Source organism: Desulfobacula sp. (assembly GCF_030611305.1).
Taxonomy (GTDB): Bacteria; Desulfobacterota; Desulfobacteria; order Desulfobacterales; family Desulfobacteraceae; genus Desulfobacula.
In genome coordinates this window covers 1-24,043 of sequence record NZ_JAUWQB010000054.1, presented here as the reverse complement: position 1 = coordinate 24,043, position 24,043 = coordinate 1, and the positions used below count along the sequence as shown (strand labels likewise).

Annotated in this window: 21 protein-coding genes; 19 read left to right on the top strand and 2 right to left on the bottom strand. The window is 41.9% G+C overall.

Annotated elements, in window-relative coordinates; all coding sequences use genetic code 11:
- The 5 genes from QAI40_RS11235 to QAI40_RS11215 form a co-directional block, all read left to right on the top strand.
- Window positions 1-1,139, top strand: a 1,139-nt coding sequence (locus QAI40_RS11235; protein ID WP_299981705.1) for a hypothetical protein, incomplete at its 5' end; no start/stop codon positions are given.
- A complete protein-coding gene (locus tag QAI40_RS11230) occupies window positions 1,136-2,053 on the top strand; it encodes an AEC family transporter (RefSeq protein ID WP_299981708.1) in 918 nt (305 codons plus the stop codon). The genes QAI40_RS11235 and QAI40_RS11230, both read left to right, overlap by 4 nt.
- 85 nt (window positions 2,054-2,138) lie before the next feature.
- Window positions 2,139-3,059 carry a phosphate/phosphite/phosphonate ABC transporter substrate-binding protein gene (locus QAI40_RS11225; RefSeq protein ID WP_299981711.1) on the top strand — a complete coding sequence of 307 codons (921 nt, stop codon included), beginning with the start codon at window positions 2,139-2,141 and terminating at the stop codon, window positions 3,057-3,059.
- A 16-nt stretch (window positions 3,060-3,075) separates the two neighbouring features.
- Window positions 3,076-5,094, top strand: coding sequence for an ATP-binding protein (locus QAI40_RS11220; protein ID WP_304511637.1), 2,019 nt, complete (start codon window positions 3,076-3,078; stop codon window positions 5,092-5,094).
- The gene (locus tag QAI40_RS11215) at window positions 5,087-5,449 is read left to right on the top strand and encodes a response regulator (RefSeq protein WP_299981720.1); all 363 of its coding nucleotides are present in this window, start codon (window positions 5,087-5,089) and stop codon (window positions 5,447-5,449) included. Before QAI40_RS11220 ends, QAI40_RS11215 begins: the two co-directional genes overlap by 8 nt.
- A 15-nt stretch (window positions 5,450-5,464) precedes the next feature.
- On the opposite strand, the gene QAI40_RS11210 is transcribed toward QAI40_RS11215, so the two are convergent.
- Both QAI40_RS11210 and QAI40_RS11205 read right to left on the bottom strand, forming a co-directional pair.
- Window positions 5,465-6,448: a protein-tyrosine phosphatase family protein gene (locus QAI40_RS11210; protein ID WP_299981723.1), complete on the bottom strand. Its 984-nt coding sequence runs from the start codon at window positions 6,446-6,448 to the stop codon at window positions 5,465-5,467.
- Window positions 6,449-6,482: 34 nt separating this feature from the next.
- Window positions 6,483-9,065, bottom strand: a complete 2,583-nt coding sequence (locus QAI40_RS11205) for a PEP/pyruvate-binding domain-containing protein (RefSeq protein ID WP_299981725.1) — start codon at window positions 9,063-9,065, stop codon at window positions 6,483-6,485.
- Between the two features lie 433 nt (window positions 9,066-9,498).
- Between QAI40_RS11205 and QAI40_RS11200 the strand changes: the two genes are divergently transcribed.
- The 14 genes from QAI40_RS11200 (at window position 9,499) to QAI40_RS11135 (ending at window position 23,838) form a co-directional block, all read left to right on the top strand.
- A complete protein-coding gene (locus QAI40_RS11200) occupies window positions 9,499-11,580 on the top strand; it encodes a molybdopterin-dependent oxidoreductase (RefSeq protein ID WP_299981727.1) in 2,082 nt (693 codons plus the stop codon).
- A gap of 86 nt (window positions 11,581-11,666) precedes the next feature.
- A complete protein-coding gene (locus QAI40_RS11195; protein WP_299981730.1) occupies window positions 11,667-12,182 on the top strand; it encodes a 4Fe-4S dicluster domain-containing protein in 516 nt (171 codons plus the stop codon).
- A gap of 17 nt (window positions 12,183-12,199) precedes the next feature.
- Window positions 12,200-14,359 carry an NAD(P)-binding protein gene (locus tag QAI40_RS11190; RefSeq protein WP_299981733.1) on the top strand — a complete coding sequence of 720 codons (2,160 nt, stop codon included), beginning with the start codon at window positions 12,200-12,202 and terminating at the stop codon, window positions 14,357-14,359.
- Window positions 14,360-14,380: 21 nt separating this feature from the next.
- Window positions 14,381-14,596 carry a hypothetical protein gene (locus tag QAI40_RS11185; protein ID WP_299981735.1) on the top strand — a complete coding sequence of 72 codons (216 nt, stop codon included), beginning with the start codon at window positions 14,381-14,383 and terminating at the stop codon, window positions 14,594-14,596.
- 18 nt (window positions 14,597-14,614) lie between these two features.
- Window positions 14,615-15,064, top strand: a complete 450-nt coding sequence (locus QAI40_RS11180) for a CBS domain-containing protein (RefSeq protein ID WP_299981738.1) — start codon at window positions 14,615-14,617, stop codon at window positions 15,062-15,064.
- A complete protein-coding gene (locus QAI40_RS11175) occupies window positions 15,057-15,815 on the top strand; it encodes a 2Fe-2S iron-sulfur cluster-binding protein (RefSeq protein WP_299981741.1) in 759 nt (252 codons plus the stop codon). The genes QAI40_RS11180 and QAI40_RS11175 overlap by 8 nt, the downstream gene beginning before the upstream one ends.
- Window positions 15,812-16,195 carry a hypothetical protein gene (locus tag QAI40_RS11170; RefSeq protein WP_299981744.1) on the top strand — a complete coding sequence of 128 codons (384 nt, stop codon included), beginning with the start codon at window positions 15,812-15,814 and terminating at the stop codon, window positions 16,193-16,195. The genes QAI40_RS11175 and QAI40_RS11170 overlap by 4 nt, the downstream gene beginning before the upstream one ends.
- 32 nt (window positions 16,196-16,227) lie before the next feature.
- Window positions 16,228-17,922, top strand: a complete 1,695-nt coding sequence (locus tag QAI40_RS11165) for a sulfite exporter TauE/SafE family protein (protein WP_299981746.1) — start codon at window positions 16,228-16,230, stop codon at window positions 17,920-17,922.
- A 94-nt stretch (window positions 17,923-18,016) separates the two neighbouring features.
- Window positions 18,017-18,604, top strand: coding sequence for a hypothetical protein (locus QAI40_RS11160; protein WP_299981749.1), 588 nt, complete (start codon window positions 18,017-18,019; stop codon window positions 18,602-18,604).
- A complete protein-coding gene (locus QAI40_RS11155; protein ID WP_299981752.1) occupies window positions 18,582-19,088 on the top strand; it encodes a hypothetical protein in 507 nt (168 codons plus the stop codon). The genes QAI40_RS11160 and QAI40_RS11155 overlap by 23 nt, the downstream gene beginning before the upstream one ends.
- Entirely contained in the window at window positions 19,085-20,581 is a 1,497-nt protein-coding gene (locus tag QAI40_RS11150; protein ID WP_299981755.1) for a PAS domain-containing sensor histidine kinase, read from the top strand. Before QAI40_RS11155 ends, QAI40_RS11150 begins: the two co-directional genes overlap by 4 nt.
- 19 nt (window positions 20,582-20,600) lie before the next feature.
- Entirely contained in the window at window positions 20,601-21,992 is a 1,392-nt protein-coding gene (locus tag QAI40_RS11145) for a sigma-54-dependent transcriptional regulator (RefSeq protein ID WP_299981758.1), read from the top strand.
- 627 nt (window positions 21,993-22,619) lie between these two features.
- Window positions 22,620-23,039, top strand: a complete 420-nt coding sequence (locus tag QAI40_RS11140) for a cupin domain-containing protein (RefSeq protein ID WP_299981760.1) — start codon at window positions 22,620-22,622, stop codon at window positions 23,037-23,039.
- Between the two features lie 220 nt (window positions 23,040-23,259).
- Window positions 23,260-23,838, top strand: a complete 579-nt coding sequence (locus QAI40_RS11135) for a flavin reductase family protein (protein ID WP_299981763.1) — start codon at window positions 23,260-23,262, stop codon at window positions 23,836-23,838.
- The last annotated feature ends 205 nt before the right edge of the window (window positions 23,839-24,043 follow it).

The window sequence follows — 24,043 nt, the reverse complement described above, 5'->3', positions numbered from 1 at the left end:
GTCCCCAGGCAGGACCGGATTATAAAGGGGAAATTGAGTGGCAGACATATCCCCATCGGTTTAAAGGATTGTCTGATCATTTTTCTTTTGCTCTCCACGGTCCTGCCCAGCAGATCATTCCGGTTCTGGCATCAGGCTTTGATAGAGATCTGTCAAAATTTGAAGGGATTTTATGTAAGGATGAGCAGGGCCAAATTATTGAAACCTCACCCGTCCCCTGGGAGGATGCCTTTCTTTCAAAAGTGGACTGGCAAACACTCCACGTCCTGAAGGATACGGTTTTTGAGCCTTTAACCATTACAACGGCGCAGGTATTGCAACAGATCGGATGTCAGCATGCAGTTCAAAAAAGGCAAATTCCTATTGATTATCCATGGGGACTGCAAAAAAAAAGCTCTCAGACTTCTTTTGTAACCATTTGTCAGAAAGGATGCAGTTTCTGCGATGTAGCAGTGGATAAAGGATACATGGGCGGGGTGAATGAGACGGCAATAAAAGAACAATTATTGTGTTTGCCAGAAAGTCCCGACGGCAGGAAAATACCTTTTGAGCTGATTAACGAAAGTCCGTTGTCCAAGCTTGCAAGAATCTTTGAGCTGGCGGATGAGCTGTCAGATGAACAGTCTGGTGAATTGTCCCAGATCAATCTTACTCTGCGGGCGGATTATCTCCTGAAAGGCTTGAAACTTCTGGAAGAGGCTTTAGAAATCGCCGCAAAAAAGAATGTTCGGATTCTATTGTCTTCCATTGGATTTGAGTCTTTTGATGATACTATTTTAAAGAACCTTAACAAAGGCCTTGATAAACAGACAAACCTGGATGCCATTCAGGCAATAAGGCAATTAAAACCTAAATACCCCGCCCATTTCGGCTACCTGAAAGAAGAAGGGGCCAATCACGGGTTTATCCATCCAACCCCCTGGGACAACCAGGAGATTTCCCATGAGATCAATAAAACCATCAGCATGTATCAACTCTCCCTGGATATTTTACCCAACCACAGCACACCGTTGATCATTCATCATGCTTCAGGACTGGCAGACTGGATACGGCAGATTGAATTAAAAGAAAATATAGAATTCCAGAGAGCGGGCACGACTATTGGATGGTGGCAGACAAAGGATCAATCTTTCATATGAATATTTTTTCAACCATTATTCCAATATTTATCATTATTTTTTTAGGATTATTTGCAAAACAAAAAAAGTTTATCACACCCGATTTTTTAAATCAGGCCAACCGTCTGGTATACTATATTGCCATTCCGGCCATGATTTTCAGTTCTATTTCAAAAGCCTCCCTAAGCACCCAGATGCATTTTGAAGTGATTATCATCACACTTTTTTCCGTGCTGACAATCTCTGCCCTTGCCTTTGGGGCGGCCTGGTATTTAAAAATGACAGGACCATCAAGAGGCTCGTTTATCCAATGTTCATTTCACGGGAACCTTGGCTATATCGGTCTTGCCGTTGCATTCTATTATCTGGGAGACAGTGGATTTGTAAAAGCGGCTATTATAGCAGGGTTTGTGATGATACTTCAAAATATCCTGGCCGTCATTTTTCTGCAATACTACAGCGGGGAGAATACAGGCCGTCCAAAGATGTTTGATACCTTAAAAAAAACCATGGCCAACCCTGTGATATTGTCCGCCATGGCGGGCATTTTATTCTCTGTTTCCAATTTAACAATGCCCCTCATCCTTGACAGGGCCCTGGATATTTTAAGGGGTATGGCGTTGCCCCTGGCGTTGCTGATTATCGGTGCGTCTCTTTCCTTTGAAAAATTAAAGCCCCGGTTTTTAAACGTGATGGCAGCCAGTTTTTTAAAGGTCATGGTTGCACCTGCCATTGGGTTTTTATTGTTTAAGCTTTTATCTGTTCATCCAGACGATTATCTTCCTGGATTGATCATCCTTTCTTCTCCAACGGCAACTCTTACCTATATCATGGCAAAAGAGATCGGGGGTGACCCTGATTTTGCAGTGGCCGCTATATCCATCTGTACTATTATCTCAGGCTTGACCTATGGGTTATGGCTCAGTATCGGGTAGAAATATTTTTAGCTAAAACATTATCTATATGGTATGGTCAGGCTGCGATAGAAACAGGGTAATAAAATATAAAGGAGAAAGAAAAGTGAAATATGGATGGATGATTTTGCTTTGCTTTTTATTATTTCCCGGATGTGGAGAAAATGAATCTGCCATTAAAGTGGACTTAACTATAAAGGAACAGGTGATATTTAAAGAGGAACCTGGTGTCATCACTTATGCTTATCTTCCCCAATATTCCCATACTATATCTCACACCCGTCATCATTCTCTTATTCAGTATTTACGAAAAGAGACAGGGCTGAATATCAAGCAGATATTTCCGGATACATTTGACGAGCACATGAAAATGGTAGGCCAGAAAAAAATTGATATTTCCTTTTCCAATCCAGCTGTTTATGTAAAAATTGCCCATCGATATGGAGCAAAGGCCTTTGCCAGAATTGTGGAAATGACGGGTAAAGATAAGTTCAGAGGGCAGATTATCTGCAGGACTGATAATTCATCCATCCAGAGCCTGTCTGATTGTCGCCACAAAAGATGGATTGCCGTGGATTCAACATCAGCAGGCGGATATCTCTATCCCCTGGGCCATTTCATGGACCATGGCATTACAAAAATGGATTTTAAAGAGATTGCCTTTGCACCGGGTCCCGGAGGAAAGCAGGAAAAGGTTATCCTTTCCGTTTATGCCGGGAAATATGATATTGGAACCATCAGGGAAGGTTCCCTGGATGTGGTGGCAGATAGAATTGATATCAATAAAATACGGATCATTTCAATGTCTGATTCATATCCGGGATGGATGTATGCTGCCAGGAAAAACCTGGATAAAAAAATTGTGGAAAAATTAAAAAAGGCCTTTGAAAAACTTGATTTTAATCGTAAGGATCATCGTGAAATATTAGAGGCCGCCGATTTTATTAAGGTGATAGCGTCTGTTGATTCAGATTTCGACTCTGTGAGGCAATTGGCTGCCAGGGTGGGCATAAGTCTTGATGAATAAGGGATGACATGAATAAATGAAGTTGGGATTTCGTGGTAAAATATATTTGGGTTTTTTTTCTCTGCTCCTGATCCAGGGACTTGTCATTTTTTTCTGGGTCAGCCATGTCGTAAAAGGATCCATGCTGGAAGAATTAAAAAACCGGGGGATTTCAATAGGAATAAGCCTTTCCGCCCGTATGGTGGAACCCATACTTGTCATGGATTTTTTAAGAATGAAAGTCCTGGTGGATGAAACCGTACAACTGGGCGATGATATTTTTTATACCTTTGTTCTGGATGAGGAAGAGAACCCTCTCATCCATACGTTCAAACATGGGTTTCCAGTAGAGCTCAAGATGGCAAACACTGTTTTGAACAACCAGAAAGGATCTATACAGCTTCTGGATATCGGGGGTCAATTTATTTATGATTATGCGATCCCTGTTTTTATTAATGACAATCGATTGGGAACACTGAGACTGGGTCTTTTTCGAACACGAGCTGAAAAAGCGGTTAATAAAATTATAATTTCTGTGGTTGTAACCATAATTTTAGCGATACTCATTGCAGGTTTCGTCGGATCCCTGCTGCTCAATCCTGTGACAAAAAGTATTAAAAAATTACATGACTCATCAGAGCAGGCATTGCGGGGAAATCTTGATGTCAGAGCTGCTCCGATGTTGAAAAAAAATTGCTGGGAAATTATGCAGTGCCATCAGAAAGAATGCCCGGCATATAAGAATTTTCATCATCGATGCTGGTATTTGGCCGGAACCCTTTGCCCGGACTGTATTGAGAGAAAATACGCCAAAAAAATTGACTCCTGCCAGCAATGTCAGATTTACAAACAATGTTCAGGAGATGAAATTCAGAGCCTGGCAGAAAGCTTTGATGCCATGACCCTGTCTTTGAAAGGTAACCTGTCTGATCTGAAAAATGCTGAAAGTATTTTGAATGAACAAAAAGCCCTGCTCCAGATGATTTTGGATGCAATACCGGATTTCATATCCCTGCAGGATCAGGAAGGTCGGTATGTCTCGGTCAACAGGGCCTTTTGTGAAATGTTGAATAAAAATAAAGAAGACATTGTCGGCAGGGGAAACGATGATTTGTTTTCCGGAAACCAGGCGGAGCTCTATAACCAAGAGGACAAAAGCATTCTTGAAACAGGAACTCCCCTTGTTAAAGAAAATAGAGTGCCTGGATCAAAAGGACCAAAGTGGCTGCATGTGGTAAAAATTCCTGTTTCGGAAGCAAAAGACCGGGTAAGGGGGCTTGTATGCAGCGGCAGGGATATTACACAGCTTAAAGCCGTTCAGGAACAGCTTACCCAGGCCCAGAAGATGGAATCTGTCGGACGTCTGGCCGCCGGAGTCGCCCATGAGATCAACACGCCCCTTGGTATTATCCTTGGATATGCTCAACTTTTGTTGGAAGATGTTGGAAAGGACGGGCAAATTTATGAAGATGTAGCAACCATTGTTAAGCAGATAAAAATTTGTTCCAAGATTGTTGCTGATCTTTTAAATTTTTCCCACTCCAGAGAAAGTATTATAACTGTATTTAATATTAATGAAGCCATTGGAGAAGTCTTAGGTGTGGTTGAACATACATTCAACCTGAATCATGTTATGGTTAAACATGAGTATCACAAAGAATCTTTATTGATGAAAGGGGATAAGGAGAAACTGAAACAGGTATTTATCAATCTTTTGAATAATGCCTTTGATGCCATTGAAGAAAATGGCAGCATCTGTATCAGCACTGGGCCCGGGAAGACAGAAAATGAGATAAAAATATCCGTATCAGATACAGGTATAGGAATTGCTAAAGAAAATATAAGCAAGGTCTTTGAACCGTTTTACACCACCAAGGCTCCGGATAAAGGAACCGGACTCGGGTTATCAGTCACATTTGGTATTATAAAAGATCATAACGGAACTATTGAAGTTTTTTCTCCTCCGTTACCAAGAAAGAAAAAAGAACAGGGAACACAATTTATTGTTGTATTGCCCTCTGGTTTAAATATGAAAAAGGGAGAATTAAATGGCTAACATTCTCGCACTGGATGATGTACTGGATGCAGCCAACCTGATTAAACGGATTCTTGAGAGAAAAGGGCATACAGTTATTCCTTTTACGGAAGAAGAAGATGCCATCGGGTTTGTGGAATCCAATGAGGTTGACCTGGCTATTCTGGATATCAAGTTAAAAAAGATGAGTGGAGTTGAGGTTCTGGAAGAATTGAAAAAAAGGTCACCGTCAATTCGGGTGATCATGCTGACAGGCTATCCCACCATAGAGACTGCCAGGGAGTGTTTAAAGCTGGGTGCCAGTGAATACTGTGTGAAACCCATTGATAAAGATGAACTGGAAGACAAGGTGGCGCAAGTCCTTAAGAATTTATAAAATCAGGCTTTTTTTTCAATGGCCGGACATATAATGGAAGTATTTTTGAACAAATTTTCCTGAAATTGTATCAGCCACAGAAAACGTAAAATCAGTATCTGGCAGGAATTTTCCTGAAAAGGCTAAGAATACGGTTTGGGAAAGTTCAAAAAGCATATCCTGGATCTCATGTCTGTCTGCTGAAAACTCAAGTATCCCATAAATTCGGCATCTTGCCGGTCTTAATTCGTATGCCCCGCAACCTGAACCATCATTGAACGGGCATAACATGTTTCCGTTTTTAGATGCCTCAGCGGCCTTTTTTATTAACGTTTTTCTTTGAGCTGATGTAAAATGTTTGTTCATTTTTGAGTGGAGGTAAATGACTTCTATCAGTTGAAGATTAAAAATTTCAAAACAGCATTTATGCTCTGTCTTGCCACATTGGATATGGTCTCTTTTGGGTCGATTTTTAACTTCTTTATCAATGTTTTTGATCAAAGATTCATAATCAGAAAAAAAAAGACTTAGATCCACCCTGTTTTTAATCTCTAAGGAGGGCTCCCTGATTTTGAGGATGCCTGATTTTTTACCATACTTTTTTAATAGTTTCCATTGACCGTAATTGGAAGGATTCGCATTTGAGGCTTTTAATTTTTTTGAAGCCGCTTTGAGCGAAAGGCCCCTGCGAATCATATAGGAGGTGACAAAGGTTCCGGTTCTTCCAATCCCGTGCCGACAATGGACCAGTACTTTTTTTCCAAGGTAAATGGCTTCATCGAGCCAGGCCAGAGCCGTTTCCATGTCTTCCATTTCGGGAATATCCTCATCCCATATGGGAAGGTAATATACTTCAAATCCTGAGGATTCTTCAAGGCCGTGAAGGTCGCTGAATTCAGCGCAGAGATTTACAATGCCATCAATCCCCAGGGCTTTTATGGAATCAAGCTGGGCATATGACATGGGGGCATATCCGACAGCAAGGCTGTCTGTGATCCATGTTATGGGGTATTGGGACATTGGGCCTTCTTTCAAATTTTATGGCCGTTCATATTTATAATCCTTTATCAACAGCCGACCTGAAATCATACCGACCGTTCATAAAATCATCTATCAAAAATTCTAATTCCGTATTTTCTTTAAGAGACATATCCATGAGTTTCGTTGCACCCAAAAGTCGCCCTGTCATATCCAGTGTTTCTTTCATGGTTTTTAACGAACCGTGCTTGAACTCTGCATCAATAAGATCTGATTTGATTTCGACCATAAATCCGAGTCGTGTTAAAATTTCTTTAATAAAATTGGCTCTGAGAAATCTTCCAACAGGACTGCCGCCGCCACCGGAAAACCTGAAAAGGATATAATTATCTTCTTTTGAAGAAGAGCAGATGGTATCCAGAATGACAAAATGATATCCAAATCTGAGGTTTACATTCAAATATTCTTTTGACAGAACCGCATAGCTTCCAAACATAGAGGAATCTGCACTGATGATGCCTCCGGCCATGACAATTCTGTCATATTCCTCCCAGTCAAAATGGGTGGTTTCAGACCAGCATATCCCAGGGTTAGAAAGCCCTTTTAATACGGCTTTCATGGGAACGCAGGCAATATCTTCTGGCCTTAAAATTTTTTCATTCATCTGTTCATCTTTGATTCCCTGGCCCACATCAAGGACATAAAAGAGCATAGGGATATTGGAGATGAGTTTTTTTGCCCCTTTTTTCCTGCCGCCTTTCCTATCCCCGATTAAAAACATTTCTTTCACAGCAGTTTCATGGATAAACCGGATAATATCATGAAGAGATCTGCATGCTTCCGGGACAAAAGAGCTGGAGTCAGGATTTGTAAGTTTTAATTTGGCTGAAAAATTAATCACATACCGTAGCTTAGCCATAAAAGAGCTGCCCATAAAAAAATCCTCTTTTGGTGCGGCCCTTTTCAATAACGATTTTGCAGTTCCCTCGTATACAATGCCTTTGTCAGCATCCACAGTTACCCGGTTTCCCTGGATAAGATCATGAAAACCATTGTTTACGTTGACAATGGCCGGAATCCCAAATTCCCTGGCAATGGATGAAAAATGGCTGGCACGGCTTCCAGTGCCAATAATAATCGCATTCATTTTATTTATTGCTGTAACAAATTGAGGCAGTGCATGTCTGACCACAACCACTGATCCATCGGGAATATGATTTATCTGCGATAAGTGTTCAAGTCTGTAGACAGGACCTGACCCGGTTCCCGGAGAGACAATCTCTCCCCCTGAACAAATAATTGTATTAATAATTTTATTTTCCGTGGTCCGGACCTGTTTTTCGTTGTTTTGGATCGCACCTGGATGGATGTTCAACGGCCTGGACTGGAGGATAAAAAGCTTGCCGGATTTATCCTGGCTCCATTCAATATCCTGTGGCTGATTAAAATGAGTCTCCAGGGAAACACCCCATCTTGCGAGGGTTAAAATAGACGGTGCGTCAAGGGAAAGCAGATTTTTTTTGTCTTGACCTGTATCAACGGTTCGGGTTTGAGTCTTCGGCTCTAAAACCATCTGTTTTAGTTTGGTTGCGATTTTTGTGCTGACAATAGTAACAGGATTTTTTTTTGATACTCTGATAACATCCGGTGATGCTTCCCCTTCCACGAGCAGTTCGCCCTGTCCCCAGACTGAATGGATTAATAAATTGTCAGAAAGCGGGTCTTCAATATCCCGGGTATACATCACACCGGATGTTTTTGAATCAATCATTTCAAGGACCAGGACAGCCATGGGGGTTTCATCGTCCAGTATCCCGTGACTGACCCTGTAAAAGAGTGCCCTGGCAGAATATTTGCCGGCAATGACCTGTTTATATCCGTTTAAAACATCTTCTTTATTTATATTTAACAGGGTTTGATACTGACCGGCAAAGGAAGTTTTTCCATCCTCTTTAACAGCGCTGCTTCGAAGTGCAACCCTGAAATTGATCTTATTGTCCTGCCCAAGGGAGTTTATGGCACTCGTTACAGCGACATCAATATTCTCGGGTACCGTTGCATTTAATATTAATTGTTCAATTTTACGGGCTGTCCGTTCCAAAGAGGAGGAGTCGCTGATATCAAGATGGGCCAGTTTTTCATTAATGGGTTCTCGTAAGTCATTGGTTTCTAAGAAATAATGAAAGGCATTGGTTGTGATCACAAAACCATCGGGTGCGGGCAGGTGGAGTTCATTATTCAGACAAGACAGGGAGAATGCCTTTCTGCCTGTAACAGTTTCATTAAATGATGAGATTTTATCAAACCCGATGGTAAATGGTGGTGAAAATTCAAACTCCTGCGGGGCAAGCATGAACCGGATATAAAAATCAAATTTCTTAAAATAGTCTTTTAGGCTCCAATAGCTCGACGGGCACATTTTTAAAAGTTCTTCAATCATTTTTGAAACCGCAGCGGCAAAGTCCTCATAGGTTTTTACGACAGCCTGAAAGTCACATTTTTTTTGGGTATAATAGATATCCTCCAGGGTTGCCATAAACTCATGGGCAGCCTTGTCATATTCCAGCAAAGCCTTAAATGATTCGTATTTTTCCCTCAAAATAGTTCCCGGAGAAAATACCTGGTATGTCCAGTATCTGAATAAATTTTTAATCAGCATGATCTATAAACTGTTATGGCTCATTGGTTTAAGTCTGTCTCTTAAAGATATTTTAAAGGTAGCATTGAAAACAAAAGAATACAAACAGGATTTTGTATTCATCGGAGCAATAAAAAAAATGCAGTGCCATATTTTTATTGCGCCATATTTTTATGACATTTTTATCTTTAAATTAGGAAAACCCTTGTTGAGAAAGGGGTTTCAGGTATTTGGAAAAAATTAGGCCAAAAAACGAGAAATGTTCAATGTACACCCCAAATACGCGTACTTCATAATTTTTTAATCATTACGAACAACAATATTTTATTAAATTTCAAATAGTTGGCTTTTTGATTGAGCTCTTGTTTTGCAGGATTAAAAAAAATGGCACGCTTATGGCTATAAAGGAATAAGAGGTTGCAAAATAAAAATTTGCTAAAGGAGGCAATAAATTATGGATAAAGATGTTTTCAGTTTGTGTTTCATGTGTTCTGTCAGGTGTCCTATTAAGGTTAAGGTAAAGGACGGACATGTAGACTGGATAGAAGGAAATCAACATGTAGCCGGTATAGACGGCAGTCTGTGTCCCAGAGGATCAGCAGGTAAATCCCTGCTCTATGATGATCAGAGACTACAATCCCCGCTCATCAGGGTCGGTGAACGCGGGTCCGGGAATTGGAGAAAGGCTTCCTGGGATGAGGCAATTGATTATGTCGCAACCCAGCTTAAAGAAATTATTGATAAAAACGGCGGTCACAGTGTTGTCCTGTGTGAGAGGGCTCAGCTTTCAACCCATGTCAGCAAAACCTTTTTAAAGGCACTAAAATCCCCAAATCATTTTACCCATGATGCCCTGTGCAAGGGGTCTGTCAACACAGCCTGTCGTTCTTTATTCGGCTATACAGACGGTCAGATGGGAATCAATTATGGGAACACAAAACATATTGTTCTTTACGGCAGGAATCTCTTTGAGTCCCTGGCAGTAAAAGAAGTCAACACCCTGATGAATGCAATGGAAAAGGGTGCAAAGCTGACCTATATCGATCCCAGGGTAAATGTCACGGCTTCCAAGGCTCACCGGTACTGGATGATCCGGCCGGGAACCGATCTGGCCTTAAATTATGCCCTCATGCATGTCATTTTAAAGGAAAGGCTTTATGATGCGGAATTTGTTTCAAAATGGGTTCATGGCCTGAACGAACTTCAGGACTTTGTTGAAACCTATACACCTGAATGGGCGCAGGAAGAGACCGGAATTCCCGCAGAAGAGATTGTCAGTCTAGCAAGGGAAGTCAGCCAGGTTAAACCCGCTGTGATTTTCCATTATGGATATCGAGGGGCCAATCAGACCAATGAAATTTATATGCGCCGGTCTATGCTGATGCTCAATGCCTTAATGGGCAGCGTGGAAGCAAAAGGCGGAATTTTCTTTAAAAAGGGTCCGGGAGAGGTTGGTGGAAAGGCTGCCAGAAAACTTGTCAGCCAGGATTTTCCAAAGATTGATGTACCAAGATTTGATAAAGTTGGTACTAAGGATTTTCCTTTGCCAGATCCCAGTCATGGGGTTGGACAAATTCTGCCCTATGCAATCTTAAATGAAGATCCTTACCCTTTGAAGGCATTGATTGCCTATCGTCTTGATCCGCTTATGTCCATTGCCGATACAAACCAGACCAAAAAAGCGCTGGAGAAGCTGGATCTAATTGTCGCCATTGACATTAACTATTCTGATATTGCCTGGTATTCAGATGTGATTCTGCCGGAATCCACTTATCTTGAGAGGACTGACTGTATCCAGCAGATGAACGGGCTTAAACCCCAGATGTTTCTGAGGACAAAAGCAGTTGAGCCGCGATACGATACCATGGATGGCGCTGTAATTTTGAAAAAGATTGGTGAAAAGCTGGGAATAGGCGATTATTTTCCATACGAAACCATGGAAGACCTGGTCGACTGGCAGCTTGAAGGCACTGGTTTCACCAGGAAAGATTTTGAGAAAAAGGGATTTGTGGCCTATGGGTCTGATCAGATTTTCTGGGACAGGGATAATATTCCTTTTAAAACCCCTTCAGGTAAAATAGAATTTAAATCCTCCCTGCTTGAAGATGTCGGGTTTGAATCTTTTCCTGCATATGAAGCGATTCCACAGCCCGAGGACGGTAAATTTCGTCTGGTGGTGGGACGTTCGGCTATCCACACCCATGTGTCTACCCAGAATGTTCCCTATCTGAACGAACTGGAGAGTGAAAATATTTTGTGGATTAATACAGCCAAGGCAGATGAACTGGGGATTAAAAATAATGCTGTTGTTGAAGTGTCTTCACCAGTTGGAAAGGGCCAGATAAAAGCCTTTGTTACAGATCTGATCCATCCTGAAGCGGTTTTTATGCTCCATGGATACGGACATGAGGCCGCCAGGGCAAAAAGATCATTTAATAAAGGGCTTTCCGATGCAGTGCTTCAGGAAAATGTATATGACAAGGTCGGAGGAAGTCCTGCATTTCATGAGACCTTTGTAACGGTCAAACCCCTTTGATTAAAGGAAAATCAGGACAATGAGTCTGATAGTAATAAAAAGGTACAAATCAGATACTAAATTATATATAAGGTCGGAGGCTTTGAATGAGTAAATATTATCTATTCCAGGACATTAAAAAATGTATTGGATGTCATGCCTGTGAAATCCAGTGCAAGTCCAACAAGAATCTCCCCATAGGGCCGAAATTATGCCAGATCATCCAAGTGGGTCCAAAATTTATTAACGGGCTGCCGAAAATGTCATTTATTTTCATGCCCTGCTTTCATTGTGAAAACCCATGGTGTGTTTCTGCCTGTCCCACGGGGGCTATGCAGAAAAGAAGCAAGGATGGCATTGTTTTTGTTGATAAAGATCTGTGTGTGGGTTGCAAAACCTGTGTTTCTGCCTGCCCCTGGGGTGCTCCCCAGTGGAATCAGGATACAGGGAAGGTGGAAAAGTGCGACTACTGCATGGATAGAATAGACGAGGGGTTAGACCCTGCCTGCGTGACCACCTGTACAACCGGTTGCCTGAAATTCGGGAATGTTGAAGACACGACCCAGATTCGCCGTGAGCGGCATGCATCAGCAGTTGCCTCTCTTGAAAAAAGCAGCTTTTAGTATTGCAAGGAGAAAAAATGGCAGAAAAAACCTGTCCGGTTCGAAAAACCGTTATTTATCTTTCTGAACAGATCAGTTCGGGATATTTAACTGATCCTAAGGGGAGGAGAATCTCTGAGCAGATTTTGCATTTGACAGAAGAGATTGCAGAGGGTGCCGGCGGTTTGGATCATCTTCCTGCCATTGATTCTCTGATTGAAGAATGTTTTTATGACACAAGTCCGGTGCAGAATGTTGAAATAGGTAACTTCCTGAAAACAAAAATAGCGGAGCACAGGGAAGTTTTTCAAAGCCATATTGAAACAAAGAACTGCCCTTCCCACGATTGTGGGAAGCTGGCACCATCACCCTGCCAGATGGCCTGCCCGGCCGGAATTGACATCCCGACTTACCTGAGTCTGATTGCCGAAGGAAAGGATGCCCAGGCAATTGAAGTGATCCGGCGTGACAATCCATTGCCATGGGTTTGCGGGCTGATCTGCACAAGACCCTGTGAAATGATGTGTGTCCGTGCCCGGATTGATACACCGGTATCCATTAAATTTTTAAAAGCCTTTGCAGCAGAAAGGGCAATGTCGGACAGGGCCTATAAAAATCCTGAGAAAAAAGATTTTAACGGGAAAAAAGTCTGTGTTGTCGGTGCTGGCCCAGGCGGGCTTTCAGCGGCTTACTATCTTGCGCTGATGGGATACGGTGTAAGAGTGATCGAGGCTCTGCCCGTTCCAGGCGGTATGATTATGGTGGGAATTCCAAGATATCGCCTGCCAAGGGAAGTAATTGACAGGGAAGTGGCTATGATTGAAGATCTTGGAGTTGAATTTTCCTATAGTACCCGGTTTGGAAAGGATGTCACATTTGAGGAATTGAAAAAGGAGGGATATGAAGCCTTTTTCATTGCCATTGGTGCTCATAAATCCTGGGACTTGGGTATTAAAGGAGAAAAAGAGTTTCCAAAGGTGTTTGATGCCGTTAAATTTTTAAAGGATGTGGCTTTGGGGGAACACCATGTACCAGGCAAGCATGTAGTTGTTATCGGTGGCGGAAATGTTGCCATAGATGCAGCAAGGACCAGTTTAAGGCTTGGAGCTGAGACGGTTACCATCGCTTACAGGCGCTCCAGAACCCAGATGCCGGCGGATATAGAGGAAGTTGAGCAGGCAGAAGAAGAAGGCATTGAATTTGCCTTTTTAACCATTCCCAAAGAAGTCGTTGGTGAAAATGGTATCATTACAGGGCTTGAGTGTATTAAAGCCGAGTTGATCAAGAAAAAAGGATCTGACAGGCTGGCACCGGTTCCCATACTGGGTAAGGATTTTATTATCAAAGTAGACGCTGTCATCAGCGCCATTGGTCAATATGTAGATGATGCTGGCATGGAAGCCTTTGATCAAATGAACTGGACACGCAGAGGTACCATAGAAGTGAATCATGCCAGCATGGAAACCACCATGCCGGGTGTGTTTGCAGCAGGAGATGCCGTATCCGGCCCTGCAACCGTGATTGAGGCCATTGGCGGCGGGAAAAGAGCGGCAGAGGCTATAGACCGCTATTTGAACCATATTCCCCAGCCCACGATGCCGAAACTACCCATCAAATATAATATAGAAACGTCCATTGAAATGTCAGCCAGCCGGAAAATGACCCTTAAGCATCCTGAAATGCCCATGCTGAATGTGGATCGTCGTCGTACCATGTTTCAGCAGGTAGAACTTGGGTATGATGAAGAAAGTGTTCGCCGGGAGGCAGGACGCTGCCTGCGGTGCGATATTTGTCGAAGATGCGGCAAATGTGTGGAGATCTGCCGGGATAAAATGGGGATTGATGCGCTTAAATTCGGATATATGGATTTTGATAACCCGTCTGAAACAGATTTCAGGGCAACAAGTGAAAAATGCATTACCTGCGGAGCGTGTGCGGCTAATTGTGAAAATAAAGCCATTGTCATTGAAGAAGAGGATGGTCAAAGGATGCTGAAACTTTGCGGCACCATTTTGAACAAACAGGATATTCAATATTGTGAAGAGTGTAATGCTGTTCTTCCATCTATTGAGTACCTGCAGTTTATTTCCCAGAAAACAGGGAATGTCACAAAAGTGACTGAAAAAAGGCTTTTGTGCAATGATTGTCAGAGGAAGCTAAGTGCAAAGGTTAATGTTGAAACGCGGCCTGTAACCTAAAGTAAATAAAAGGAAATAATCATGCAATTCCAGAGAGGGGATAGAATCGAGGTGTATAGAAAATCACAGGATGAAGCATGGGAGCCTTATATGGATGACTTTATCGGGCTTCACGGTTTAATAACTGATCCGGATACCACTATCAATGATCCGGATTCTTTGATCAGGGTCAGCCTGGAGGGCAAAGGCACTCATCGGCTGCCCCAGGATTCTTTAAGACTCATTGGGAAACCCTAATAAAGGAATAAAGACATTATGAAGGTAAAAGATTGTTTGGAAGAGTGTGCCAGTCATTTTCATACTATAGAGCAGGACCAGACAGTGGAACAGGCCCTGAGATTGATGTCGGGCTATAATGTATCTGCCCTGGTGGTGATGAAAAAAGATGCATCCCAGGGTATTTTTACGGAACGGGATCTGGTTCGGTGCCATATTATTTTTTCTGATAAAGATATTAAAGATATTCTGGTAAAGGAAGTGATGACATCAAAACTCATTGTGGCTGAGCCTGAGGACACTATTGAGGATGCCATGGGAATGATGATCAAGGCAAAGATCCGCCACCTGCCAGTGGTTTTGGATGGACAAATCAAAGGGATGCTCAGCCTTGAAGATCTTGTTAAAAAACATGTCAGTGTTTTAAACAAGGAACTTCATTATCTTAAAGATTATATTTCAGATCTTCAGGATGCAGCCTATGATTGATATTACCATTGATGATAAGAAAATTAGTGCCAGAGAAAATCAGACCATTCTCCAGGCCGCAAAGGAAAACGGGATTAAAATACCCCATTTATGTTTCCATCCAGCGCTGAAACCATCAGGGGCATGTAAGCTTTGCGGTGTTGAAGTGGTATCCCCCACAGGTAAACAAGTGGTGATGCTGTCCTGTATTATTAAAGTTAAAGAAGATCTTAAGGTAAAAACCAATTCGGAACTGGTGAAAGCCAGGCGGGAACAAGCGTTTAACAAGCTGTTGCAGATGGCACCGGACTCGTTGAGGATCAGGAACCTTGCAAAGGAATTTAATGTTGCCATAACACCGCCGCCCAACGGTTGTATCCGGTGCAGACTCTGTATCCGGGTATGTAATGAAATCGTAAAAGCCAAAGCATTGAAAATGGAGAAAACGCCTAATGGAAGCAGGGTGGTACCAAACCCGGGTTGCTGCATCGGGTGCGGAACCTGTGCCAACCTCTGCCCCACCAATATTATCAAGGTGGTTGACCAGGACAGTGTCAGGACGGTTTCCATAAAAGAAGAGATTATCGGACAACTGCCCCTGGAACGGTGTGAAGGCTGCACAAAAATGTATGCAACCTCTAATTTTCTCAAGCATGTGGGAGAAATCACCCGTACCCATCCGGATACCAAGGAACATCATAAGCTTTGTCCCTCCTGCATAAAGCTCATGTCAAACAGGGCCGTAACTGAAAGGGAAAGGATACACAAATGACCATCGCAGCCATAAAATCACTTTTCATTGGTGTAGGCGGATCATTGATCCTTGCTGTTTTCTGTTCAACATTTATTGCCACAGATAAAGTTTTGTTCATTATACCCCTGTTTATTGCCTTTAATGGTTTAATGACAGGTTATCGGCTGGTGGAAGTATTGAAAAACAGGATTATGAATATTCCTCTTTTTTCATTTGTGCTGGGAGTTGGCACAGGGGCACTTACCTTTGTTGCCGTGAATTTTGCTATAAATTTTGTCGGGCCGTTTATGGGAGACATACTTTTACTTAATATTTATGATTTGATTATTTATATGGCAGTATCAGGAATCACAAGTTATCTGGGGGCAAAGCTTGCTGTCAGATATTTTAATTTATAATTATCATGTATGTTTTTAAAAAGGAGAGTCAAATGAAGAAAATTTTTTACCATTTCATTATGATGACGCTGGTTTTACTATTTACAGCGTCAGGATCTTTTGCCGGTGGCGGTATATCAGCATCCGCCTATAAGGCAGGGGATGTGGTCGAAATCACCGGAAAGATCGCACCGGGCCAGGATCTGTATCTTGCCATTGCCCAAGCTGAAATGTTTGCACCCCAAGACACCAATGGTGCCTTTGAGATCAAAAGACTTAAAAAAGATGCCAAAAAGGTAGGATTTGCCCAGGACACAAAGATTCCACCCCTTTATTACATGATTACCAATGTACCGGAAAAATTCGGCAAAGTAGACAAGAAAAGATTTGGCGGCCCTTCTGTTCTTATGAAAAAAGGACAGGGGATTTACAGCACTACCATGTTCTACCTGAAAAAGAAATTCAATGATGTGGATGCTGTGGCTCGCACAATGATGGGCCCCATCAAATCAGACGAGCAGTGGAATTTTTTAAGGTATGCTAATGAGAGTGGTTATGGTATCAATACCATTGTTAAAGAAAGTAACAGAACAGGTAAAGTAGTTATTTTTTCAAAAACTGTCATTGGTGACCAGTCAAGCGGCAATTACTGGGACAAGGGCACATCCGTAAAACTGGATAAAGCAACCGGTGAGTTTACAGCCTCCTTTAACTCCTTCAGGCATACCCCGCCCAACACAAAATTTGACGTCTATGTGAACAATGCAAAAATAGGTGAATACACAATAGAAAAGAATGGATACTGGCTCTCCAAAGCTTACAGGTATATGAACCCCCTATGGATAGTTATCGGTGCCATTCTCGTGGGAACCTATTTTTCAATGATCGGTGCAGCCGGTGGTATGCTCATGGCAGCCTTCCAGGTGTTGGTTGTCAACACCATGGGGCCTGTGGGTATCAATGCAGCCAATGTATTAAAACCCTCCAATATAGCCCTGACCCTGTTTAGCCCCTTAGGATCTTTCTGGCGGTATGCCAAGATTGAAAAGCGGGTTGCATGGCCCGTGGGACTCTCCTTTGGAGCAGGTATTTTTATCGGCTCCATCTGGCTGGGTAAATACGTATCTGCCATTCTTCCCATGAAAGCCTATAAAGAATGGCTGGCTGTGCTGGTTGTTATCATGGGAGTCAAGACCTTAATGGAAATGACCCCTAAGGCCATGAATAAAAGAAAAAGCATTAAGGCCATGACCCAGAAATTTAATAAAGAGGTCGCCGCAGCAAAAGCTGAAGGCCGTTCAGCAGAAATGGGCAGTATTGAGCCTGTAAAATCAGGTCTCACCGATTACAGGTTTAAATTCTGGGGTGAAGAATTTAGAATCAACCCATTGCTTTTTGCATTCCTGGGTATTTTTATTGGTATCGTATCCCGATCCTTTGGTATTGGCGGCGGATTCCTTTTAGTACCTGCCATGACCACCCTGGCCGGGCTTCCCATGTATGTGGCAGTTCCCATATCCTTGATCGGAACCTGTTTTTCCAGTATCGGGTCCTTTATTGGATATCTCATGGCCGGATACCTGCCTGACACGACCCTGGCCATTGCCATTATTATCGGTGGTTTTGCCGGAGGTATGCTTGGCAGTCGTGCTCAGAAAATGTTTTCTGAAATGACTTTAAAAGTTGTTCTTGCAGTTACATTGTTCTTCTTGTTCTTCAGATTTTTTAAGATTGAAATCTGGATATAACCCTTACAAAGGGTAAATGAACCTTGAAACCCGTGTGCTGAATCTCTATAATGATTGAATCAGCCACGGGTTTTATTTTAAGGGAAGATAGTATATGGATGATTTTCTGGACAGGGTGTGGGACCTGATTTATGGTTTTTTGCAAAGCACGGTGGTGTTTTTGGATGCTTTGTTTTCTCCCCTTGAGATTTTAGGCCCCGGGGTTGTGATATTTCTCCTTGCCTTTATAGTTGTCATTATAACAAGAATCATAGCACGATTTTATGTGACCAAAAGATATGTCCATCTGGGAAAGGAATTTCAACACTGGAAGGGTGTGCGGGATGAGGCAATGAAGCATCCTGACAGGGAAAAGGGCAAGGCCCTGGCAAAAAATATCGACCAGGCCCAGTTAAACAGGGCCTACTATGATTATTTCTTTGAAGGAATATTAAAGCATTTTATCGGCAATGTCCTTCCCATATTGTTGATGGTTGCCTATGTGACAAAAGTATATACGCCCCAAACCCTTTTAAAACGGTTTGGAGAAGAATGGGTGTTTTCCTTTTCTTTTGGGTCTTCATCTCAGACGAATGTCGGTTCCCTGCTCTGGTTTGTTATTTGTCTTATTTTGTCATTTATACTCTTTGCAGTATTAAAAATGGTCTTTAAAAAACGATATGCCAAAAAAGAATCCGTATAACATAAACTGGTTTTTAAAATTCCTCCCGGCAATGACTATTGCAGGTTTGATCTTACTGCCCATAGATGTATCTGCCACCCAGCTTCACTCGAATTCGGAAGGGATTATCACCCACCAGGTGGGACATCTTTTTTTTCTTTTTTCCATGGTGGCCCTTATTTTTACCATCACGGGCAAAGGATTGGATAAACAAAAAGGCTGGCGCCTGATTCAATACTCGGCCTTCTTTTTTATCCTCTGGAATCTGGATGCCGTTGCAGCCCATTTTTTTGATAACCAGATCAATGCCGTAAAAATTGAGAATATATCCTTTGGGAAAATAAGGATCATCACCAACAATGATTCATCCCTGCTTGCCTGGTTTTATTATATTTTAAAACTGGATCACCTTTTATGTGTGCCTGCCATGCTGCTTCTTTACAGGGGACTTTCAAATCTTGTTGATGACCAGAGGCAGATGATGGTGAAAAAGGACACCCCATGATTGCTTCGTTTATTCCCATACTGGCAGTCGATGTTGTAGGCTCTGTAGCCATGGTGGTGATTTCGCTTCTATCGCTTTACAAGGCAAAAATATTACGGGAGATGGACCCGGATAACGCAGTCTTTCATTATCTGCTATGGATCAGTATGGGACTCACAATTTTTTCCGTATCAAGATCCTTCGGTCATATATTAAAACAGTTTTTAGTTCTCACTTCAAATGCAGGCACCTGGCATTCCATCAGTGCCTTTTCAGGAAGTGTGAACACTGTTTCTTTTATGCTGGTAGGCCTGATCACCCTTTTTTTCAACCAGAGCTGGAAGATTAACGAGAAAATTCTTACGGGGAGGAAAAAGCTTGAAGATACCCATATTGAACTCATAGATCTGAATCAGACCCTTGAGAATAAAGTGGTTGAGAGAACAGAAAGGCTCACAAGCAGTGAGCATAAATGCCGCAGGATATTTGAACAATCCCTGGATACTATTATTGTCACGGACAGTGAATTTAAGATCATGGAGATTAACCCGGCCGGGATCGCATTGACCGGGTATGCTCGCGACGAAATGATCATGAAAAAAATGACGGCAGGCAAGTTTTTTGCCGATCCTTCCGAATGGGAAAGAATCAGTAACAAGATCGGTTCAAAAGAATATATTTTAAATGAGGAAGTCGAATTTTTAAAACCGGACAATGAATCCTTACTGGTTCTGATGACCGGCGGCATTGATTACGGAGCGTTCGGATGTGCAAAAACCTATCATTTCATCATCAAGAATATAAATGAAAAAAGGCAGATGGAACGGCAAATTGCTCAGGCAGACAAGTTTGCCGCGTTGGGAGAATTGTCTGCCGGTGTGGCCCATGAAATAAACAATCCTTTGGGAATTATCCTTGGGTACACACAGCTTTTGTTAAAACTGGAGCCCGAACATAAAGAGGATTTAAAAATTATAGAAAAACATGTACAGAATTGCAAAACAGTTGTATCTGATCTTCTTTCTTTTTCGCGAAAAGGCTCTTCCGAATTGAGTATTATTGACATCAACAAGGTGGTTGATGGTGTGGTCAAATTTTTATCCAACCATTCTGATTTCAGGAATATTGAAATGTCGCTGAATCCTTATACGGGAGACAGGCTTAATATTCTTGGAAATGAACAGGAGCTTGGACAGGTGATTGTAAATCTTTTAATCAATGCCTGTCACGCAGTTGATGGAAAAGGAAATATTGATATTACCACTCAGAAAACAGACCAGGACAATATCCTGATTATGGTGAAGGATAATGGAAAAGGGATTGGGAAAAAGAATTTATCCAGGATTTTTGATCCGTTTTTCACTACAAAACCGGTTGGTCAGGGTACGGGTCTTGGACTTTCTGTCGGATATGGTATTATTAAACGGCACCAGGGAGATATCCGTGTAAAAAGCAGCGAAGGAAAGGGAGCGTTATTCACAATCAGCCTTCCTGCCGATAGAACTATGGCTTAAGTGCGACCGGGGGATAAAAATGAAAGCAAATATTCTTGCAGTGGATGATGAAAAAGATATGACAAGGCTTTTGCAGAGAACCCTTGAACCTGAAATTAATTGCAGGATTTCCATGGCGTTTTCAGCAAAAATGGCCATGTCGATTCTTGAGCAGGAGGAGTTTGACCTGGTCATTTGTGATATCAGGATGCCAGGTATGGACGGGTTTGAACTGCTTGAGCATATACGGTCAAATTATCCCGATTTGACAGTGGTCATGTTGACCGCTTTCGGCAATATCGAGTCTGCTGTAAAGGCCATTAAAAAGGGGGCCTATGATTTTATCCCCAAACCCTTTGAACAGGATGAGATCATTTTTAAAATTCAAAAAGCCCTTGAAAGAAGTTTATTGTTAAAGGAAAATAAACGGCTTTTAAAGGAGAAAGAGATCAGGCCCTCACATTTGATTGGGAAAAGTGAACCCATGCAAAGGGTGTTTGATCAAATCAGCCTGGTTGCATCAAGTGATGTTACCGTGTTGCTCACAGGAGAATCAGGAACGGGAAAAGATCTGGCCGCAAGATCCATACACGCCTTGAGTCCTCGAAAAGATAAAAGGTTTATTCCTGTCAACTGCCCGACCATTCCGGAGCTCATCCTGGAAAGTGAATTGTTCGGTTATAAACAGGGCGCATTTACCAATGCCACCCGGGACAAGGATGGGCTTTTCCAGGAGGCGGACAAGGGAACGATTTTTCTGGACGAAATCGGGGATATCGGGCCTTCCATCCAGACAAAATTATTAAGAGTACTCCAGGAAAAGGAAATAAAACCTCTTGGGGATACAAAAATCAAAAAAGTGGATGTGCGGATCATTGCATCCACCAACAGAAATCTTAAGCAGAAGATTGCCGACCATGAATTCCGCGAGGATTTTTTTTACCGGCTGAATGTCCTTCCCATTGAACTGCCGCCGTTAAGAGACAGAATAACCGACATTCCGATCCTTGCCGAACACCTTGTGGCAAAGCATTGTAAAAAGTTGAAAAAAGAATTGAAAACGATTCCCGAAGAGGCAATGGATCTTTTGATGAAGCAGCCATGGCCCGGAAATGTAAGGGAGCTTGAAAATGTTCTTGTCCAGGGAATTCTCTATTCAAAAGAGAATATAATTGTCCTGTCTGATATACCCTTAAAGGATGCAGACCCCAAAAAATATGATTCTAAAGAGCCTGACAGCAGCATTTCATCGCTGCCATATAGAGAAGCAAAAGAAAAAGTACTCCATGAGTTTAACCACAATTATATCGGTGCCAAGCTTTCCATGACCACCGGCAACATCACCCGGGCGGCCAAACAATGTCATATGGACCGGCAGGCCTTACAGCAGATCATGAAACGGTTCTCCATTGATCCGGAACTTTTCCGTTGAATTACCTGAGAACAAAAGACAAGGCAGGCGTTGGTTTTTTAGCGATAACTGCACATTAGAAGTCCACGGTCTTTTTTGAACTTTTCGTACCGAGTTTATAGCCAGAAATCCGCTCCTGGCTCGCTTCAATTTTTTATATTGGTACTTTATTAAAAAAAATTTGTACCCAAAATTTACTCATTTATACTTTTTTGCCAGTTTAACTCGTTCCTCGGTTGGTAGCGATGTGATATGTTGTTTCCAACCAGGGCACCAATTTGTATGCCATCTCCATATTCGTCCTAAAAATGATTTTGGATTATTATCATATTTTGCTCTAAAACTGCAGTTGCCGCAGTTGTGTTTTGCCATTTGTTTTCTCCCTTATTTAATTATACCTGCTAATTTATTGATTTGATTAATACATAATTATCAAAAAACATTGTTTAACTCAATTCAAAAACCCTTGAATTCTTCCTTCCCAGGTGCAATATACCAATAACAAACTTAATTCCAAATTCGCTATAACCTGAAACGGTTGAGATCCTGGATAAAAAACTTGAAGAAATGTGGGAGCGGTTGGACGGGACTTATCAAATAGATTTTGATAATTGAAGTAATGTACAAAATTGAAAAGGGAAACTTGATATGAAAATAAAAAATATTGTCTTGGTGCTCCAATTAACTTTGCTCTTATTCGTTACTACCTCTTTGGCCAACGCCAATGTCCAAGTCAGTGTCTTAACAAAAGCCACAGAAAGCTGGGACAAAACCACTTTACCACAATATCCCCGGGGACAACCCCAAGTGACGATTTTAAGGATTCTTATCCCATCTGGAAGCATCTTGCCGCTGCATACCCACCCGGTCATTAACGCTGGTGTGTTGATCAAGGGGGAACTTACCGTGGTGACAAAGAATGGTAAAACATTGCACCTAAAGGCAGGCGATCCAATTGTTGAAGTTGTCAATACCTGGCATTATGGGAAAAACGAAGGCACTGAACCGGCAGATATCATAGTTTTTTATGCTGGAACGAAAGATGCTCCAATTACAGTTAAAGAGTGAGGAGTCATGACTAAAAGAAAAATCAATCCCTCAGATGACATGATCTTCTGACCGATGAACACCTGGATCAAATGTCTGATGGTGTTAGAGCCCTGATTGAACAGTATCAATTTTGAATAAAAGGACTTGAAAAAAGGGGCTATGGAAGAAAGAACAGTGCAAAAGTATCGATTGATAGAGAAGTTGATTAATTATATCATTATTTTTCTGGAGATTATAAATGAAAAAGTCAATAGGAGCAAAAACCATAGGTTACCCCGCACCTGTCCTAATTGTTGCTACATATGATAAAGATGGAAATGCCAATGCAATGACAGCCGCCTGGGGTGGTATTTGTTGTTCCAAACCGCCATGTGTAACTGTGTCATTGCGTAAAGCCACATACAGCTATAATTGTGTTGTTCAAAGCAGGGCGTACACTTTGAACATTCCATCTCAAAAATATCTTAAAGAGGCCGATTATTTAGGGATGGCCACGGGTAAAACCGAAGATAAATTTAAGAGTACAGGTCTTACACCCGTAAAAAGTGATGTAGTCAATGCGCCTTACATTGAAGAATTTCCTTTAATTTTGGAATGTAAACTTATTCATACTTTCGAGATAGGATTACACACACAATTTATTGGTGAGATTCTTGATGTTAAAGCAGATGACTCCGTGCTCAATGACGAGGGAATGCCAGATATAAAGAAAGTTAATCCGGTTGTTTATGCTCCTTCTTGTAGTACTTACCATGGAATCGGTGATAAACTGGGGGATGCCTTTTCAATTGGGAAGTGTATAAAACCCGGAAAATAAATCAGGCAGAAATGTTTTATATTTATCCAGAAACTTTATTTATTATCTTTGAGGCTTTTATAGCCCGATCTTTTAAATAACAGGTTTTTGTATTATGGGAACCGCCCGGACTATAGCCAGTTATGGGGCGAGTTTACCCCGCCTTATCCCGCAGCTCCCGCCCCCCCCCCTTTTTTTTAATAATACCCCGCCTGCCATTCGTATA

What these genes read in the sequence shown, in the direction of transcription:
- QAI40_RS11230 (WP_299981708.1), top strand. Translation starts at nt 1,136, where the DNA reads ATGAATATTTTTTCAACCATTATTCCAATATTTATCATTATTTTTTTA.
- QAI40_RS11220 (WP_304511637.1), top strand. Translation starts at nt 3,076, where the DNA reads ATGAAGTTGGGATTTCGTGGTAAAATATATTTGGGTTTTTTTTCTCTG.
- QAI40_RS11215 (WP_299981720.1), top strand. Translation starts at nt 5,087, where the DNA reads ATGGCTAACATTCTCGCACTGGATGATGTACTGGATGCAGCCAACCTG.
- QAI40_RS11210 (WP_299981723.1), bottom strand. Translation starts at nt 6,448, where the DNA reads ATGTCCCAATACCCCATAACATGGATCACAGACAGCCTTGCTGTCGGA.
- QAI40_RS11205 (WP_299981725.1), bottom strand. Translation starts at nt 9,065, where the DNA reads ATGCTGATTAAAAATTTATTCAGATACTGGACATACCAGGTATTTTCT.
- QAI40_RS11200 (WP_299981727.1), top strand. Translation starts at nt 9,499, where the DNA reads ATGGATAAAGATGTTTTCAGTTTGTGTTTCATGTGTTCTGTCAGGTGT.
- QAI40_RS11195 (WP_299981730.1), top strand. Translation starts at nt 11,667, where the DNA reads ATGAGTAAATATTATCTATTCCAGGACATTAAAAAATGTATTGGATGT.
- QAI40_RS11190 (WP_299981733.1), top strand. Translation starts at nt 12,200, where the DNA reads ATGGCAGAAAAAACCTGTCCGGTTCGAAAAACCGTTATTTATCTTTCT.
- QAI40_RS11185 (WP_299981735.1), top strand. Translation starts at nt 14,381, where the DNA reads ATGCAATTCCAGAGAGGGGATAGAATCGAGGTGTATAGAAAATCACAG.
- QAI40_RS11180 (WP_299981738.1), top strand. Translation starts at nt 14,615, where the DNA reads ATGAAGGTAAAAGATTGTTTGGAAGAGTGTGCCAGTCATTTTCATACT.
- QAI40_RS11175 (WP_299981741.1), top strand. Translation starts at nt 15,057, where the DNA reads ATGATTGATATTACCATTGATGATAAGAAAATTAGTGCCAGAGAAAAT.
- QAI40_RS11170 (WP_299981744.1), top strand. Translation starts at nt 15,812, where the DNA reads ATGACCATCGCAGCCATAAAATCACTTTTCATTGGTGTAGGCGGATCA.
- QAI40_RS11165 (WP_299981746.1), top strand. Translation starts at nt 16,228, where the DNA reads ATGAAGAAAATTTTTTACCATTTCATTATGATGACGCTGGTTTTACTA.
- QAI40_RS11160 (WP_299981749.1), top strand. Translation starts at nt 18,017, where the DNA reads ATGGATGATTTTCTGGACAGGGTGTGGGACCTGATTTATGGTTTTTTG.
- QAI40_RS11155 (WP_299981752.1), top strand. Translation starts at nt 18,582, where the DNA reads ATGCCAAAAAAGAATCCGTATAACATAAACTGGTTTTTAAAATTCCTC.
- QAI40_RS11150 (WP_299981755.1), top strand. Translation starts at nt 19,085, where the DNA reads ATGATTGCTTCGTTTATTCCCATACTGGCAGTCGATGTTGTAGGCTCT.
- QAI40_RS11145 (WP_299981758.1), top strand. Translation starts at nt 20,601, where the DNA reads ATGAAAGCAAATATTCTTGCAGTGGATGATGAAAAAGATATGACAAGG.
- QAI40_RS11140 (WP_299981760.1), top strand. Translation starts at nt 22,620, where the DNA reads ATGAAAATAAAAAATATTGTCTTGGTGCTCCAATTAACTTTGCTCTTA.
- QAI40_RS11135 (WP_299981763.1), top strand. Translation starts at nt 23,260, where the DNA reads ATGAAAAAGTCAATAGGAGCAAAAACCATAGGTTACCCCGCACCTGTC.